At 60.8% G+C, this 14,681-nt stretch carries 13 protein-coding genes and 1 pseudogene; 9 read left to right on the top strand and 5 right to left on the bottom strand.

What is annotated here, in order from left to right; translation table 11 throughout:
• The first annotated feature begins 71 nt into the window (after positions 1-71).
• Genes hmgA through maiA form a run of 3 tightly spaced genes read left to right on the top strand, consistent with a single transcriptional unit; the run spans position 72 to position 3,333 of the window.
• Positions 72-1,376 (top strand): homogentisate 1,2-dioxygenase, encoded by a 1,305-nt coding sequence (gene hmgA / locus F8N21_RS02380; RefSeq protein ID WP_150640590.1) that lies wholly within the window; start codon positions 72-74, stop codon positions 1,374-1,376.
• 3 nt (positions 1,377-1,379) lie between these two features.
• On the top strand, positions 1,380-2,684 hold the full coding sequence (fahA, locus tag F8N21_RS02375) for a fumarylacetoacetase (protein ID WP_150640589.1): 1,305 nt from the start codon (positions 1,380-1,382) through the stop codon (positions 2,682-2,684).
• Between the two features lie 13 nt (positions 2,685-2,697).
• Complete coding sequence (gene maiA, locus F8N21_RS02370; RefSeq protein ID WP_150640588.1) at positions 2,698-3,333, top strand: maleylacetoacetate isomerase; 636 nt, start codon at positions 2,698-2,700, stop codon at positions 3,331-3,333.
• A 234-nt stretch (positions 3,334-3,567) separates the two neighbouring features.
• On the opposite strand, the gene F8N21_RS02365 is transcribed toward maiA, so the two are convergent.
• Complete coding sequence (locus F8N21_RS02365) at positions 3,568-4,371, bottom strand: SirB1 family protein (RefSeq protein WP_150640587.1); 804 nt, start codon at positions 4,369-4,371, stop codon at positions 3,568-3,570.
• A 182-nt stretch (positions 4,372-4,553) separates the two neighbouring features.
• Here F8N21_RS02365 and F8N21_RS02360 point away from each other — a divergent pair, with 182 nt between their 5' ends.
• From F8N21_RS02360 to F8N21_RS02345, 4 genes are all read left to right on the top strand, one after another.
• Complete coding sequence (locus F8N21_RS02360; RefSeq protein ID WP_150640586.1) at positions 4,554-5,573, top strand: Leu/Phe/Val dehydrogenase; 1,020 nt, start codon at positions 4,554-4,556, stop codon at positions 5,571-5,573.
• A gap of 74 nt (positions 5,574-5,647) precedes the next feature.
• Positions 5,648-6,745 carry a pyruvate dehydrogenase (acetyl-transferring) E1 component subunit alpha gene (pdhA, locus tag F8N21_RS02355; protein WP_150640585.1) on the top strand — a complete coding sequence of 366 codons (1,098 nt, stop codon included), beginning with the start codon at positions 5,648-5,650 and terminating at the stop codon, positions 6,743-6,745.
• Positions 6,738-7,724, top strand: coding sequence for an alpha-ketoacid dehydrogenase subunit beta (locus tag F8N21_RS02350; RefSeq protein WP_150640584.1), 987 nt, complete (start codon positions 6,738-6,740; stop codon positions 7,722-7,724). Before pdhA ends, F8N21_RS02350 begins: the two co-directional genes overlap by 8 nt.
• Positions 7,725-7,740: 16 nt before the next feature.
• Positions 7,741-8,850, top strand: coding sequence for a dihydrolipoamide acetyltransferase family protein (locus tag F8N21_RS02345; RefSeq protein WP_150640583.1), 1,110 nt, complete (start codon positions 7,741-7,743; stop codon positions 8,848-8,850).
• Positions 8,851-9,064: 214 nt separating this feature from the next.
• Here F8N21_RS02345 and F8N21_RS30710 read toward each other — a convergent pair.
• Positions 9,065-9,304 (bottom strand): annotated as a pseudogene (locus F8N21_RS30710) (YebG family protein); the annotation flags it as partial.
• A 578-nt stretch (positions 9,305-9,882) separates the two neighbouring features.
• Between F8N21_RS30710 and F8N21_RS02335 the strand changes: the two are divergent.
• Together F8N21_RS02335 and F8N21_RS02330 are read left to right on the top strand one after the other, a co-directional pair.
• Positions 9,883-10,197 (top strand): hypothetical protein, encoded by a 315-nt coding sequence (locus F8N21_RS02335; RefSeq protein ID WP_150640581.1) that lies wholly within the window; start codon positions 9,883-9,885, stop codon positions 10,195-10,197.
• A 378-nt stretch (positions 10,198-10,575) separates the two neighbouring features.
• Positions 10,576-11,076, top strand: coding sequence for a phosphate-starvation-inducible protein PsiE (locus F8N21_RS02330; protein WP_150640580.1), 501 nt, complete (start codon positions 10,576-10,578; stop codon positions 11,074-11,076).
• Here the strand turns inward: F8N21_RS02330 and F8N21_RS02325 are convergent.
• The 3 genes from F8N21_RS02325 to F8N21_RS02310 form a co-directional block, all read right to left on the bottom strand.
• The gene (locus F8N21_RS02325) at positions 11,073-11,402 is read right to left on the bottom strand and encodes a DUF3509 domain-containing protein (RefSeq protein ID WP_150640579.1); all 330 of its coding nucleotides are present in this window, start codon (positions 11,400-11,402) and stop codon (positions 11,073-11,075) included. The genes F8N21_RS02330 and F8N21_RS02325 overlap by 4 nt on opposite strands.
• A 485-nt stretch (positions 11,403-11,887) precedes the next feature.
• Positions 11,888-13,189, bottom strand: a complete 1,302-nt coding sequence (locus F8N21_RS02315; RefSeq protein ID WP_150640578.1) for a serine/threonine transporter — start codon at positions 13,187-13,189, stop codon at positions 11,888-11,890.
• A gap of 63 nt (positions 13,190-13,252) precedes the next feature.
• On the bottom strand, positions 13,253-14,629 hold the full coding sequence (locus F8N21_RS02310) for an L-serine ammonia-lyase (protein WP_150640577.1): 1,377 nt from the start codon (positions 14,627-14,629) through the stop codon (positions 13,253-13,255).
• Between the last annotated feature and the right edge of the window lie 52 nt (positions 14,630-14,681).

The raw sequence follows: 14,681 nt of genomic DNA, 5'->3' as shown, positions 1-14,681 counted from the left end.
AAATAATGCAGCGTGCCGAGGCATCTTGTTGGAGATGCGGCCCACTGCCCACTCCCTTTTCAGGAGGCTCCATGACCCTCGATTCCTCGACGCCAGCGCTGGCTTATCAGTCAGGCTTTGGCAACGAATTCAGCAGTGAAGCGCTACCCGGTGCATTGCCCGTCGGCCAGAATTCCCCGCAACAAGCGCCCTACGGTCTCTATACCGAACTGTTCTCTGGCACCGCCTTTACCATGGTCCGTAGCGAAGCGCGGCGCACCTGGATGTACCGCATACAGCCATCGGCCAATCATCCGGCCTTTGTGAAGCTTGATCGGCAGCTGGATGGCGGTCCGTTGGGTGAAGTGACACCCAATCGCCTGCGCTGGAATCCACTGGAGATTCCTTCCGAGCCGACCGACTTCATCGACGGGCTGGTGAGCATGGCCGCCAACTCGGCGGCGCAAAAACCGGCCGGAATCAGCATCTATAACTACTGCGCCAACCGCTCCATGGAGCGGGTGTTCTTCAACGCCGATGGCGAGTTGCTGTTGGTGCCAGAGCAGGGCCGCCTGCGCATCGTCACCGAACTGGGCGTGCTGGAACTGGAACCACTGGAAATCGCCGTACTACCTCGCGGTCTGAAGTTTCGAGTCGAGTTGCTCGATGCCCAGGCTCGCGGATACATCGCCGAGAACCATGGCGCGCCGCTGCGCCTGCCGGACCTGGGGCCGATCGGCAGCAACGGCCTGGCCAACCCGCGGGATTTCCTGACTCCGGTCGCCCAATATGAAGACCTGAAACAGCCGACCACCCTGGTGCAGAAGTTCCTCGGCGAACTCTGGGGCTGCGAACTCGATCATTCGCCGCTGAACGTGGTCGCCTGGCACGGCAACAACGTGCCCTACAAGTATGACCTACGGCGTTTCAACACCATCGGTACGGTCAGTTTCGATCATCCCGATCCGTCGATTTTCACGGTACTTACGTCGCCCACCAGCGTCCACGGCCTGGCCAACCTCGACTTCGTGATTTTTCCGCCACGCTGGATGGTGGCCGAGAACACCTTCCGTCCACCCTGGTTCCATCGCAATTTGATGAACGAGTTCATGGGTCTGATCCAGGGCAGTTACGACGCCAAGGCTGAAGGCTTCCTGCCGGGCGGCGCATCCTTGCACAGCTGCATGAGCGCCCATGGACCGGATGGCGAAACCTGCACCAAAGCGATCGTCGCCGAGCTTTCGCCGAGCAAGATCGACAACACCATGGCCTTCATGTTCGAGACCAGCCAGGTGCTGCGCCCGAGCCGTTTCGCTCTCGACTGCCCGCAGTTGCAGAACAACTATGATGCTTGCTGGGCCTCGTTGCCCGCTACTTTCAATCCGAACCGGAGATAACCGATGAATCAGCCAACTATTACTCGCAGCTGGGTTGCCTCCGCCAACGGCCACGCCGATTTCCCATTGCAGAACCTGCCGCTGGGCGTATTCAGTATCAAGGGCGGCGCACCGCGCAGCGGCGTGGCCATCGGTGAGCACATCTTCGACCTGGAGGCGGCGCTGGATGCCGGCCTGTTTGACGGTGCCGCGCGCACGGCGGCCGAAGCCACCCGCGGCGGTCAGCTGAATGCTTTTTTCGATCTGGGCCGCAGTGCCCGGGTCGCATTGCGCGAACGTCTGCTGGAGCTGTTGGCCGAGGGCAGCACCCTGCACGGCAAAATCGAAGCCCAGGGCGCGAAATTGCTGCCACTGGCGGCGAACTGCCAAATGCACCTGCCAGCGAGAATCAACGACTACACCGACTTCTACGTTGGCATCGAGCACGCGCAAAACGTCGGCAAACTGTTTCGTCCCGACAACCCGCTGCTGCCAAACTACAAATACGTGCCGATCGGCTACCACGGCCGCGCTTCGACCATTCGCCCGTCGGGCACCGACGTGCGTCGGCCAAAAGGCCAGACCTTGCCGGCCGGCCAGACCGAACCGACTTTCGGCCCCTGCGCGCGTCTGGACTATGAGCTGGAACTGGGTATCTGGATCGGTCAGGGCAATGACCTGGGCGAGTCGATTGCCATTGGTGATGCGGCCGAACACATCGCCGGTTTTTGCTTGCTCAACGACTGGTCGGCGCGGGATATCCAGGCCTGGGAATACCAGCCGCTGGGTCCGTTCCTGTCAAAAAGTTTCATCACCAGCATCTCGCCTTGGGTAGTGACCGCCGAAGCGCTGGAGCCATTCCGCCGTGCCCAGCCGGTTCGCCCGGAAGGTGATCCACAGCCGTTGCCATACCTGTTCGACAAACGCGATCAGGCTGCCGGGGCCTTCGATATCGAACTGGAAGTACTGCTGCTGACCGAAGCGATGCGAGAGCAGAACCTGCCGGCTCATCGCCTGACCTTGAGCAACACCCAACACATGTACTGGACCGTGGCGCAGTTGGTCGCGCACCACAGCATCAACGGCTGCCAATTGCAGGCCGGTGATCTGTTCGGTTCGGGCACCCTGTCAGGGCCTGAGAATGGCCAGTTCGGCAGCCTGCTGGAAATCACTGAGGGTGGCAAAAAGCCTATCGAACTGGCGTCGGGCGAGGTACGCAAATTCCTCGAAGATGGTGATGAGATCATCCTGCGTGCTCGTTGCAGCGCTGAGGGTGTTGCCTCCATCGGCTTCGGCGAATGCCGCGGCAAAATCCTCCCGGCACGTTAAGGAGGTTCGGGTCATGGAACTCTATACCTACTACCGTTCGACTTCGTCCTATCGGGTGCGAATCGCGCTGGCGCTCAAAGGGCTGGATTACCAGGCACTGCCGATCAACCTGATCGCCGCCCAGGGCGGCGAGCATCGGCAGCCGACGTACCTGGCCATCAATCCCCAGGGTCGCGTCCCGGCCTTGCGCACTGAACATGGCGAGTTGCTGATCCAGTCACCGGCGATCATTGAGTACCTCGAGGAACGTTATCCACTGCGGCCGCTGCTGTCCAATGACTTGGCCACCCGCGCCCACGAGCGAGGAGTGGCAGCGTTGATCGGTTGCGATATTCATCCGCTGCACAACGTCAGCGTGCTCAACCTGCTGCGTCAATGGGGCCATGATGAAGTCCAGGTGGTGCAGTGGATCAGCCACTGGATCACCCAGGGACTGGCGGCGGTCGAGCACTTGATCGGTAACCAGGGTTACTGCTTCGGCGATGAGCCGGGATTGGCGGATGTCTACCTGATCCCGCAGCTGTATGCGGCCGAACGGTTCAACATCTCCCTTGAGGCCTACCCACGGATTCGCCGGGTGGCCGCGTTGGCGGCCCAGCATCCGGCGTTTCTCAAGGCCCATCCGGCACAGCAGCCCGATACCCCCTGAAAGCTTTGCGGGCAAGCCCCAATGCCAGTTAGTTAAGGAATTTCTGGCTTCGCACATTCCCCGTAGCAGCTGCCGTAGGCTGCGTTCGGCTGCGCAGCAGTCGTAAAATCCAGCGCCGCGGTATTTCAGACACCGTGGAAGCAGGATTTACGACTGCTGCGCAGCCGAACGCAGGCTTCGCCAGCTGCTACGGTTCGCGTACCGGCATTGGGGCAAGCTCGCTCCCACATAGACTCAATGCACAATCGAATTCGGCGGCAAATGCCCCAGCCGTTCGGTCAGCCGCAACCGCTGGATCGGGTCTTCACTGAGCAACAACGCATGCTCCAGGTCGAAGCGTTCGGCATTCGGGCAGTCGAGGCGCTGGTAGAGGCTGGCGCGGGCCAGGTAGTCGGAGGCGCTGGCGTTGCCCAGTTCCAGCACGCGCTCGGCGTCGATCAAGGCTCCGAGGTTGTCGTCGTTGGCCAGGTGCAGCTGGCGCAGGTTGCGCGATAGGCGCTGCAGCATCTGCACCGGCTCGGCGGTGAGCAAATGCTCGGCACTGAGTTTCATGTTCTGGCCGTACTGGCGTTGCAGCAGATCGCGGCAGTCATTGGGGTACAGGCGCCGCCCACCACAAGGGTCGAGCAGATGATCGGCGCCCGGCACTCGCAGTAGAAAATGCCCTGGGAAGTTGACCCCGACCAGCGGGATTTCCAGGCGCCTGGCCAACTCGAGGGCGATCAACCCCAGCGCCAGCGGCTGTCCGCGTTTGCGTTCCAGGACTTTATTGACCAGTGCGGCCTGGGGCCGTAGCGGGGTGGCGTCATCCTGGGCAAACCTCAGGTCATTCATCCGGCGCAGCAACGGTTGCCCGAGTTCGCTCACTGGCAGCAGGGGTAAACCGCAGCTGACCCGTTGTACCAGCTCCTTGAAGTTGCGCAGCAGCACCTCTGGCTCTACCGCCGGATCATGCTCGACAGCGATCCATACCGCCGCTTCAAAGAGCGCTGGCGGGGAGCGTTGCAGACAGGCAAAAAACGCTTGGCGCGGGGTCATTAAAATCTCCGGTCATTGCCTCGTTTTAGCCCCGTCGTCGACTTTCGTCCAGTGCTATGCACATGAGGTTAGAGGTTATTTCTTAAAGCGTGGAAGCCGCCTCGGCTTATTCCTGTGCGTTTCTGCAATCTTTCGCCACAAGCCTATACTGGCGAGTAGAAGCTTGATTCGGGAGCCCGCCGATGTTCGCTCTCATGCAAAGCACCCGCCTTGAATCGCTGCACCTGAGTGTCGACCCAGTGACCGGTTTGAAGGCGGTGATTGCTATCCATTGCAGTCGCCTGGGACCTGCCCTTGGCGGTTGTCGCTACCTTGCCTACCCCGACGACGAAAGCGCCGTGGCGGATGCCGTGCGCCTGGCCCAAGGGATGAGTTACAAGGCTGCCTTGGCCGGACTGCCTCAAGGCGGTGGCGTAGCGGTGATCATTCGCCCGGCCCATGTCGAAAGCCGTTCCGCATTGTTTGAAGCCTTCGGTCGGTGCGTCGAAGAACTCGACGGTCGCTATATCACCGCCATCGACAGCGGCACCTCAGTGGCCGACATGGATTGCATCGCCCAACAAACCCAACATGTCACCAGCACCACTGCAGCGGGCGACCCATCGCCCCATGCCGCGATGGGTGTATTTGCCGGAATCCGCGCCACCGCCATCGCTCGCCTGGGCATCAATAACCTCGAGGGCTTGCGGATTGCCATTCAGGGTCTGGGCAATGTCGGTTTCGCGCTCGCCGAACAATTGCATGCCGCCGGTGCCGAGTTGCTGGTCAGCGACATCGATCCGGGCAAAGTGCAGTTGGCCATGGAGCAACTCGGAGCCCATCCGATTGCCAACGAATCACTGCTCAGCACCCCCTGCGACATCCTCGCGCCTTGTGGTCTGGGCGGTGTGCTCAACAGCCACAGCGTCGCCCAATTGCGCTGCGCGGCGGTAGCCGGTTCGGCGAACAATCAACTGACCAACCTGCAAGTCGCCGACCAACTGGAGAATCGCGGGATTCTGTATGCGCCGGATTACGTGATCAATTCCGGCGGGCTGATTTACGTCTCGCTGAAACATCGCGGCGAGGAGTTGCCGGTGATTACCGCGCATCTGTCGAAAATCGGCGCGCGGCTGACCGAAGTCTTCGCCCACGCCCAGGCCGAAAAGCGCTCCCCGGCGCGGGTGGCGGACGAGTTGGCGGAGCGCCTGCTGTACCCTTAGGAGCAAAGCCCGACCCCGGCCAACTTGCTCCACAGCCCAGCATCACGCTTATCCGGCGTGCAAGGAGCTGTGCCATGGTCCATAACAAGGTCGATCTTCCCTACACCCGTTATTTATCCCCCGATGGCCAATTGCTCGGTGAACTGCCTGCCTGGGCGGATGACTTCAACCTGCTGACGCGCCTCTACCGGCAGATGGTGTTGACTCGCCTGTTCGATCACAAAGCCGTCGCTCTGCAACGCACCGGGCGTATCGGCACCTACGCCCCAACCCTCGGCCAGGAAGCAATCGGCGTGGCGATCGGCAGCCTGATGCACGCCGAAGATGTGCTGGTGCCGTATTACCGCGACACCGCCGTGCAGTTGATGCGCGGGGTGCGGATGGAAGAGATCCTGCTGTACTGGGGCGGAGACGAACGCGGCAGCCACTTTGCCGAGCCGGCGGTGGCTCAGGACTTTCCGATCTGCGTACCCATCGCGACCCAGGCGCTGCATGCCTGCGGTGTCGCCAGCGCATTCAAGATCCGTGGCGAACACCGGGTGGTGGTGACTACCTGCGGTGATGGCGGTACCAGCAAAGGCGACTTTCTCGAGGCCCTTAACGTGGCGGGCGCCTGGCAGTTGCCGGTGGTGTTTGTGATCAACAACAACCAGTGGGCGATCTCGGTGCCGCGGCGGATTCAGTGCGGCGCGCCGACCCTGGCGCAGAAAGCGATTGGCGCCGGGTTCCACGGCGAACAGGTCGACGGCAATGACCTTCTCGCGGTGTATGACCGAGTGCAAATCGCCCTGGAGCGGGCGCGTCATGGCAAGGGCCCGGTGTTGCTGGAGTGCCTGAGTTATCGCCTCGGCGATCACACCACCGCGGACGATGCCACGCGCTATCGCCCCGCCGAGGAGGTCAAGCACGCCTGGCTCGAAGAGCCGATCAAACGCCTGCAAACCTTCATGGCCGGGCAGGGTGTCTGGGACGAAGGTCGCGAACAGGCGCTGATCGCCGAATGCCAGGAGCTGGTGCAACGTGCTGTGGATAACTTCGACGCGGCCGGCAGCCAGCCGCCTGAAACGCTGATGGATTACGTCTACGCACAATGGCCGGTAGCCCTGGCCGATCAGCGCGAATGGTTTCTCGAGCGGGCAGCCCGGCGCGCGGGAGGTGCGGCTCATGAGTGACGCCAAAGTCAGCCTGCTGGAAGCGGTGAACCTGGCCCTGCATCGAGCCATGGGCGAAGACGAAAATGTCATCGTCCTGGGTGAAGACGTTGGCGTCAACGGCGGAGTGTTTCGCGCCACCCTGGGGCTACGAGACAGCTTCGGTTTCAAGCGGGTAATCGACTCGCCGCTGGCCGAAACCATGCTCGGCGGGCTGGTGATCGGCATGGCCGCCCAAGGCTTGAAACCGGTGGTGGAAATCCAGTTCATGGGCTTCATCTACGCCACCATGGAACACTTGGTGTCTCACGCCAGCCGCATGCGCAACCGCACCCGGGGGCGGATCACCTGCCCGATAGTCATGCGCAGCCCGATGGGTGCCGGGATTCGTGCCCCGGAGCACCACAGCGAAAGTACCGAGGCGCTGTTCGCGCATATTCCGGGGTTGCGTGTGCTGATCCCATCGTCGCCGGCCCGAGCTTATGGCCTGCTGCTGGCGGCCATCGATGATCCGGACCCTGTGGTGTTCCTGGAGCCCACCCGGCTCTACCGGATGAACCCGCAACCGCTTATCGACGATGGCAAACGTCTGCCGCTCGATAGCTGTTTCACCTTGCGCGAAGGCAGCGACATCACCTTGATCAGCTGGGGTGCCAGTGTCATGGAAACCTTGCAGGCCGCCACTGCTCTGGCCGAGCAGGGCGTGTCGGCGGAGGTGATCGACGTCGCCTGCATCAAACCCTTGGACCTCGACACCCTGGAGGCTTCGGTGCGCAAGACTGGCCGATGCGTGATCGTCCATGAAGCGCCGCGCTCCTGTGGGGTCGGCGCGGAAATCGCAGCCAGCCTCTACGAACGGGCGTGGCTGGAATTGCAGGCGCCGATCCAGCGGGTCACCGCGCCGGATATTCCGCCGCCGCTGTATCGACTGGAGCAGCTGTATATCCCCAGCGTTGAAGACATTCTTCACGCCTGCGACAGCGTGCTGAATTTCGCCTGAGCCCGAGGAGGGAGTGATGAAATTTTTCAAACTGCCCGACCTGGGCGAAGGTCTGCAGGAAGCGGAAATCGTCAAATGGCACGTCAAGATCGGCGATACGGTCAAGGCCGATCAATTGCTGGTCTCGGTGGAAACCGCCAAGGCGCTGGTAGATATTCCCGCGCCCTATGACGGGGTGGTGGCGAAAACCTACGGTGGTGAAGGCGACATCCTGCACGTCGGCGAGCCGTTGCTCGGTTATGAAGGCGAGGCGGATGCGGGCACGGTGGTCGGGCGCCTGGAAGGGGGTGGTAGCAGCCAGGACGATCAGTTTTTCGTCGGTGCCGCGCCGTCGACCCGCGAGCATATGGCGACTCGCGCCACCCCGGCAGTGCGGCAACTGGCCCGGCAACTGGGCGTCGACTTGAGCGGGCTGAGCGGTTCCGGTGCCGATGGCCTGATTACCCGCAGCGACGTCGAGAGCGCGTCCCGGACCGAGCGCGAAAAATTCGGCGGCGAGCAGCTGCGCGGTGTGCGTCGCAGCATGGCGCTGAACATGGCCAGGTCCCACGCCGAAGTGGTGCCGGTGACGATCTTCGGCGATGCCGACTTGCATCGCTGGGGCCAGGCCCGGGATCCGTTGATTCGCCTGGCCAAGGCCATGGCCGCCGCCTGTGCGGTGGAACCCGTGTTGAACAGCGCGTTCGATGGCAAGTCGCTGTCGATCAAGCAGCATCAGACTCTCGATCTGGGCATCGCGGTCGACACGCCGGACGGTTTGTTTGTGCCGGTGCTGCGCGATGTCGGCAAGCGTGCCTCGGCCGACCTTAAAGAGGGCATGAATCGATTGCGCGCCGACGTACAGGCGCGCTCGATACCACCCCAGGAAATGATGGGCGCGACTTTGACCCTGTCCAATTTCGGCACCCTGTTCGGACGCTACGCCAATCCGGTGGTGGTGCCACCCCAGGTGGCAATTCTCGCCGCCGGCGCCATTCGCGACGAACCGGTCGCCATGAACGGCAAGGTCGTGGTGCATCCGATCCTGCCGCTGTCCCTGACCTTCGATCACCGGGCGGTGACGGGCGGTGAGGCGGCGCGGTTCTTCAAGGCGTTGGTCGAAGCGCTGGAGAAACCCGAGGATTAGACTTTTTCTGCTGGCATTAAAAAGGCCCTGAGCCAGTGACTCAGGGCCTATTCAATTCGGGCGTTGCTTACTTCGCGGGCTTGGCGGCTTTCGCGGCTTTCGCGGGCTTGACGGGCTCAGCTGTTTCGGTTGCTTCGACCGGTTCAACTGCTTCAGTCACTTCAGGTGCTTCAACCGGTTCAGCGACTTTAGCCACTTCAGCCGGCACGTTGAGCAACTCGGACAGGGCGTCCGGTTGGCTCTTGAATGCCTTGGCGAACACATCGCGGTTTTTCGCCATGTAGATCCCGGCTTCTTCCACTTGCTGCTCGGTCAGCGACGGAACGGCTTTTTGCAACACTTCAGCCAGCAACTCGGCCAGTTCGAGCATTTTGTCATGACGGTCAGCTTCGGCTTTATCCATGAACAAGCGCTCCAGATCTCGGCTGCTGCGGTATACCACTTCGACGGCCATTTACCACCTCACATGCCTTCACGATAAGTTGTCTTTTGCGACTACTGTATTTTTATACAGCTAAAAGGATAAGCGAATCCCGACGTTTTGGGTAGTGGCTTTTGAATGTAGCTGTGTTTTAGGGGTTTGCCTGCAACCCTGTGGGAGCGAGCTTGCTCGCGATGGACGTTAACGATAACGCGTATTTCTTGAATAAACGCGCCATCCATACGTCCATCGCGAGCAAGCTCGCTCCTACAAGGGGGTCACATTTCCGGGCGAAGCCATCGGACATTTCCCGCAAGTTGTAGCGGTTTGGGTGAACTGGCGGGAGATTGGCTGCATCGATAATCTTTGGCGGTCACTGCAAATTCAGTGGCAGGGTGTAGGAACCTTTCAAGTACCGGAGACTCGTTCGCGTCGATACCTGATTGCGGCGCTTAACATGCGTCCGTAAGATCCGTTTCGGCGGCTGTACGCGGGCACGTTTCGACGTGGCCGAGTCTCTCTGGTACTCGGTATTCCTACCCCGCGTATAGCTGCCACCCAAGCCCGTAGGAAGGCCGTTGGCAGCTCCCATGCATAACCGGAGCTCTCAAATGAAAACACTTACCCCCGATCTACCCTTTTCCACCGACCCCACCAATCGCTACATGCCCCTCACCAGCAACGATTGCGATATCCCGACTCTGTTCGTCGACACCCAGGCACCACTCGATGTGCTCCAAGACGCTGCCGATTACCGCATCCGCACCGTCACTCAGCTGATGGAGAATCTGGCCATGCGCCAGGAGATTCATACCGATGCGGTGATCCTCCACGACTTCGCCCGGCTGTGTGCTATTCCACTGCGCGATGGGTGTGATCTGCTGGACGTGATCGGTCGACGGTTGCAGGCGCAGATCTCGAAATAGGCACAAACCCTGTGGCGAGGGGGCTTGCCCCCGCTGGGGCGCGCAGCGGCCCCAAAGCCAGCCAACCGCGGTGTTCCTGACAAAACACCGTTGCAGGTTTTGGGAGTGCTTCGCACTCCAGCGGGGCGGTGCGGCGTTCCGACAAGCCCCCTCGCCACAGCAAGCCCCCTCGCCACAATTAATCACCAGTTGATAGATTTCCGTTAACTGGCCGGCATTGGAGCTTGCCCGCGTAGCGTCAGACAGACACCACAGAAAGTGCCTCATGCCAACCCGCCACCATCTCACTTATCACTCTCTGGCCTTTTTTCTGCATGCAGATCAACCGTCACATCAAACCCGCATGATCCGGTCGAACCGACCTAAGGAAGTACTATCGTGAAAATCAACTGGGCCGAGAACCTGCGGCAAAACGTCCACGAAGTGGCCGAGTCCCTGGGCAATCTGTTTGTCGAGACCTTCCACTACCTGGCGCTGTTCGCCATTGGGGCGGTGACGGCCTGGGCTGCGGTGATGGAATTTCTGCAGATGATCGAAGAGGGTCATATCAAGATCGATGACATTCTGCTGCTGTTCATCTATCTCGAATTGGGTGCGATGGTCGGGATTTACTTCAAGACCAACCACATGCCGGTGCGCTTTCTGATCTATGTGGCGATCACCGCGCTGACCCGTCTGCTGATTTCCAACGTTTCACACCACAGTCCGCCAGACCTGGGGATTATTTATCTGTGCGGCGGGATTTTGCTGCTGGCGTTTGCGATTCTGGTGGTGCGTTACGCCTCATCGCAGTTCCCTTCGGTGAAGGTCGAACGCCCGCAACGCAAGGGCGCCGCGGGTTCGGGTGAGTATCAGGAAGTGGAGAAGGGCGAGCTTTAAATCGCCACCCCACGCACCGGTTGGCCGGCGGGCCGACCCTTGCGCGGTGGCGCCGGCAGGGTGAGGTTGTCGCTGTCGGTCATGGCCTCGAGAATCTCCATGGCGCTGTGGCCATGCTCGATGGCGATGCCGAACTGAATACTTTGCACCAGCCGTTTCAGACGCTGCGGATCATTGCGCTGCTCGGCGCTGATCATGCGCTTGGCCACAACGTGGCCGGCGTTGGAAAGGGTCAGCATAATGCGACCGTCGAGGCCCTGAATGCTCAGGTTGACCTGATACTCCGGGGCAAACGCTTCGGTAATAATCTGGAATGGATTGTCCATATTGCGTTACCGCCTGATTAGAACATGCAGTCATTGACCGGCGGTTATCAGGATTAGTTCGCAATTCCGGACCGCCGGCAGGTTGTTCGCTGAGGTTTTGCAATTCCATTTTTCTTCATGACTGGTGAAAGCAAAGGGCATGCCGGGAAAATTGTCAGGCAATAAACCAGCAATAAAAAGGCGGGTTCACTGGCCTAATGCTGGTTAAGACGTTATGCGAGCCGTAGCAGCTGCCGAAGGCTGCGTTCGGCTGCGCAGCAGTCGTAAATCCTGCTTGCACGGTTTGTCTGGAATACCGCGGTGCTTGATTTTACGACTGCTTCGCAGCCGAACGCAGCCTCGCAGGCTTCGCAGCCGAACGCAGCCTCGCAGGCTCGGCAGCTGCTACACGAGCTGAACGCAGCCTTCGGCAGCTGCTACACGAGCCGGACGCAGCTTTCGGCAGCTGCTACGGGAGACAGTGCTGCACCTGAGGTGTGCCCGTTTCAGGGCATAAACGAGAAGATAATCGCCGACAGCGCCACCAAACCGATCACGACCACAAACACATTCGACAGTTGCCCGGAGTACTGGCGCAGTGCCGGTACCCGACGAATCGCATACATTGGCATCAGGAATAGCAGACAGGCGATGATCGGCCCGCCGAGGGTTTCGATCATCCCGAGGATGCTCGGGTTGAAGGTCGCCACGGCCCAGCAGGTCAGCACCATGAACAGCGCAGTCGCACGATTCAGCCAGCTCGCCGAGATGACCTGGCCGCGGCTGCGCAGGGTTTTCACGATCAGCCCCTGGAAGCCTTCGCTGGCGCCGATGTAGTGGCCGAGGAAGGATTTGGTGATCGCTACCAGTGCAATCAACGGCGCGGCATAGGCGATGACCGGGGTCTGGAAGTGGTTGGCCAGGTAGGACAGGATCGAGATGTTCTGCGCCTTGGCGGTCGCCAGATCAGCGGGAGACAACGCCAGCACGCAGCTGAAGCAGAAGAACATCACCGTCAGCACCATCATGCTGTGGGCGATCGCCAGGATGCCGCTGCTCTTGCGTTCGGCCTGGTCGCCGTAACGCTGCTTCTGGTCGAGCGCAAACGCGGAAATGATCGGTGAATGGTTGAACGAGAACACCATCACTGGAATCGCCAGCCACAAGGTTTTGAAGAACATCGGCAGCGGCATGCCTTCGCTGGCGGAGGCGAAGAACGAACCGTTCCAGTTGGGGATCAGGCTCAAGCCAAGCAGCAGCAGGGCGGCGACGAACGGGTAGACCAGCACGCTCATGGCCTTGACGATCACACTCTGGCCGCAGCGCACGATGGCCATCAAACCGAGGATCAGTACCAGCGAGAGGATCGCCCGTGGTGGCGGGGTGATATGCAGTTGGTGTTCCATGAAACTGCTCAGGGTGTTGGTCAGCGCCACGCTGTACACCAGCAGGATCGGGAAGATCGCAAAGAAATACAGCAGGGTGATCAGCTTGCCGGCGCCAACGCCGAAGTGCTCTTCGACCACTTCGGTGATGTTCCCGGAACGCCCGGACAACACAAAGCGGGTCAGGCCCCGGTGGGCGAAGAAGGTCATTGGGAAGGCCAGCACTGCCAGTACCAACAGCGGCCAGAAACCGCCCACGCCAGCGTTGATCGGCAGGAACAAGGTACCGGCACCAATCGCGGTGCCATAGAGACCGAGCATCCAGGTGGTGTCATGTTTACTCCAACCTTTGCTGGACGCAGCAGTGTCGCGTGAAATCTCTACAGCGGGATTATCGGCAGCAGGTGTACGTACATCAGTCATCGGTATCGCCTCGTTATTGTTCTTGCTCGGGCTCACGCGGGTATGGCGCTCAGGGAATGCGTCTCAGCATTCCACCCAGCTCACCGCCAGGCCGCCCCGTGAAGTCTCTTTGTATTTGTCATGCATATCGGCGCCGGTATCGCGCATGGTGCGGATCACCCGGTCCAGGGAAATAAAATGCTTGCCGTCGCCGCGCAGGGCCATTTGCGTGGCGTTGATCGCCTTCACGGCAGCAATCGCATTGCGTTCGATGCACGGCACTTGCACCAACCCGCCGACCGGGTCGCAGGTCAGCCCGAGGTTGTGTTCCAGGCCGATCTCGGCGGCGTTTTCCAGTTGTTCCGGGGTGGCGCCGAGGATATCGGCGAGCCCGGCGGCGGCCATGGCGCAGGCCGAGCCGACTTCACCCTGGCAGCCGACTTCGGCACCGGAGATCGAGGCGTTTTTCTTGCACAGGATGCCCACCGCCGCCGCGCCGAGAAAGAACGCCACGACATCGTCGTCGCAGGCTTCGGGATTGAACTTCATGTAGTAATGCAACACGGCCGGGATGATCCCGGCGGCGCCGTTGGTTGGCGCGGTGACCATGCGCCCACCGGCGGCGTTTTCTTCGTTCACGGCCAAGGCAAACAGGTTGACCCACTCCATGGCCGACAAGGTCGAGCTGATGACATTCGGCTTGCCGATTTCCAGCAGGCTGCGGTGCAATTTCGCTGCCCGACGCGGCACATTCAGGCCACCTGGCAGGATGCCCTCGTGGCGCAGGCCTTGTTCGACGCACTCGCGCATCACCGACCAGATATGCAACAGGCCGCTGCGGATCTCGGCGTCGCTGCGCCAGGCCCGTTCATTGGCCATCATCAATTCGGATACGCGCAGGCCATGCTGGTTGCAGAGTGCGAGCAGTTCGGCGGCGCTGGAAAAATCGTAGGGCAACTCGACATCGCCGGCAGGGGAAACACCGGATTCGGCCTCGGCCGCTTCGACGATGAAACCGCCACCGACCGAGTAGTAGGTCTGTTCCCAGAGTTCGCCGGTTTCGCCAAAAGCCGTCAGGGACATGGCGTTCGGGTGGTAGGGCAGGCTTTCGTCGAGCAGCAGCAAGTCGCGCTGCCAGTCGAAGGCAATGGTCGAGCGACCGGCCAACGACAGTTCACCGGACTCATGTAGCTGCTGAATGCGCGGACCGATGCTGGTCGGATCAATGCTGTCGGGCCACTCGCCCATCAGTCCCATCACGCAGGCACGGTCGGTGGCATGCCCGACGCCGGTGGCGGACAGTGAACCGTACAGGCGGATTTCCACCCGCCGAACCTCATCCAGCAGACCTTGGTCAAACAGGGATTGGGCGAAGGTCGCGGCGGCCCGCATAGGGCCGACAGTATGGGAGCTGGACGGTCCGATACCGACTTTGAATAGATCGAAAACACTGATAGCCATGCTAAACCCTTACAAGCAATGGAGTAGGAATCGCTGCCATGTTTTGTAGGAC

This window comes from Pseudomonas fluorescens, from assembly GCF_902497895.1.
Lineage (GTDB): Bacteria > Pseudomonadota > Gammaproteobacteria > Pseudomonadales > Pseudomonadaceae > Aquipseudomonas > Aquipseudomonas fluorescens_BP.
Note: the sequence above shows the minus strand (reverse complement) of the source record. Positions and strands in the feature narration are given on the sequence as shown.

Coding starts and splice junctions, on each gene's coding strand:
- hmgA (WP_150640590.1), top strand. CDS start 72: ATGACCCTCGATTCCTCGACGCCAGCGCTGGCTTATCAGTCAGGCTTT.
- fahA (WP_150640589.1), top strand. CDS start 1,380: ATGAATCAGCCAACTATTACTCGCAGCTGGGTTGCCTCCGCCAACGGC.
- maiA (WP_150640588.1), top strand. CDS start 2,698: ATGGAACTCTATACCTACTACCGTTCGACTTCGTCCTATCGGGTGCGA.
- F8N21_RS02365 (WP_150640587.1), bottom strand. CDS start 4,371: ATGACCCCGCGCCAAGCGTTTTTTGCCTGTCTGCAACGCTCCCCGCCA.
- F8N21_RS02360 (WP_150640586.1), top strand. CDS start 4,554: ATGTTCGCTCTCATGCAAAGCACCCGCCTTGAATCGCTGCACCTGAGT.
- pdhA (WP_150640585.1), top strand. CDS start 5,648: ATGGTCCATAACAAGGTCGATCTTCCCTACACCCGTTATTTATCCCCC.
- F8N21_RS02350 (WP_150640584.1), top strand. CDS start 6,738: ATGAGTGACGCCAAAGTCAGCCTGCTGGAAGCGGTGAACCTGGCCCTG.
- F8N21_RS02345 (WP_150640583.1), top strand. CDS start 7,741: ATGAAATTTTTCAAACTGCCCGACCTGGGCGAAGGTCTGCAGGAAGCG.
- F8N21_RS02335 (WP_150640581.1), top strand. CDS start 9,883: ATGAAAACACTTACCCCCGATCTACCCTTTTCCACCGACCCCACCAAT.
- F8N21_RS02325 (WP_150640579.1), bottom strand. CDS start 11,402: ATGGACAATCCATTCCAGATTATTACCGAAGCGTTTGCCCCGGAGTAT.
- F8N21_RS02315 (WP_150640578.1), bottom strand. CDS start 13,189: ATGACTGATGTACGTACACCTGCTGCCGATAATCCCGCTGTAGAGATT.
- F8N21_RS02310 (WP_150640577.1), bottom strand. CDS start 14,629: ATGGCTATCAGTGTTTTCGATCTATTCAAAGTCGGTATCGGACCGTCC.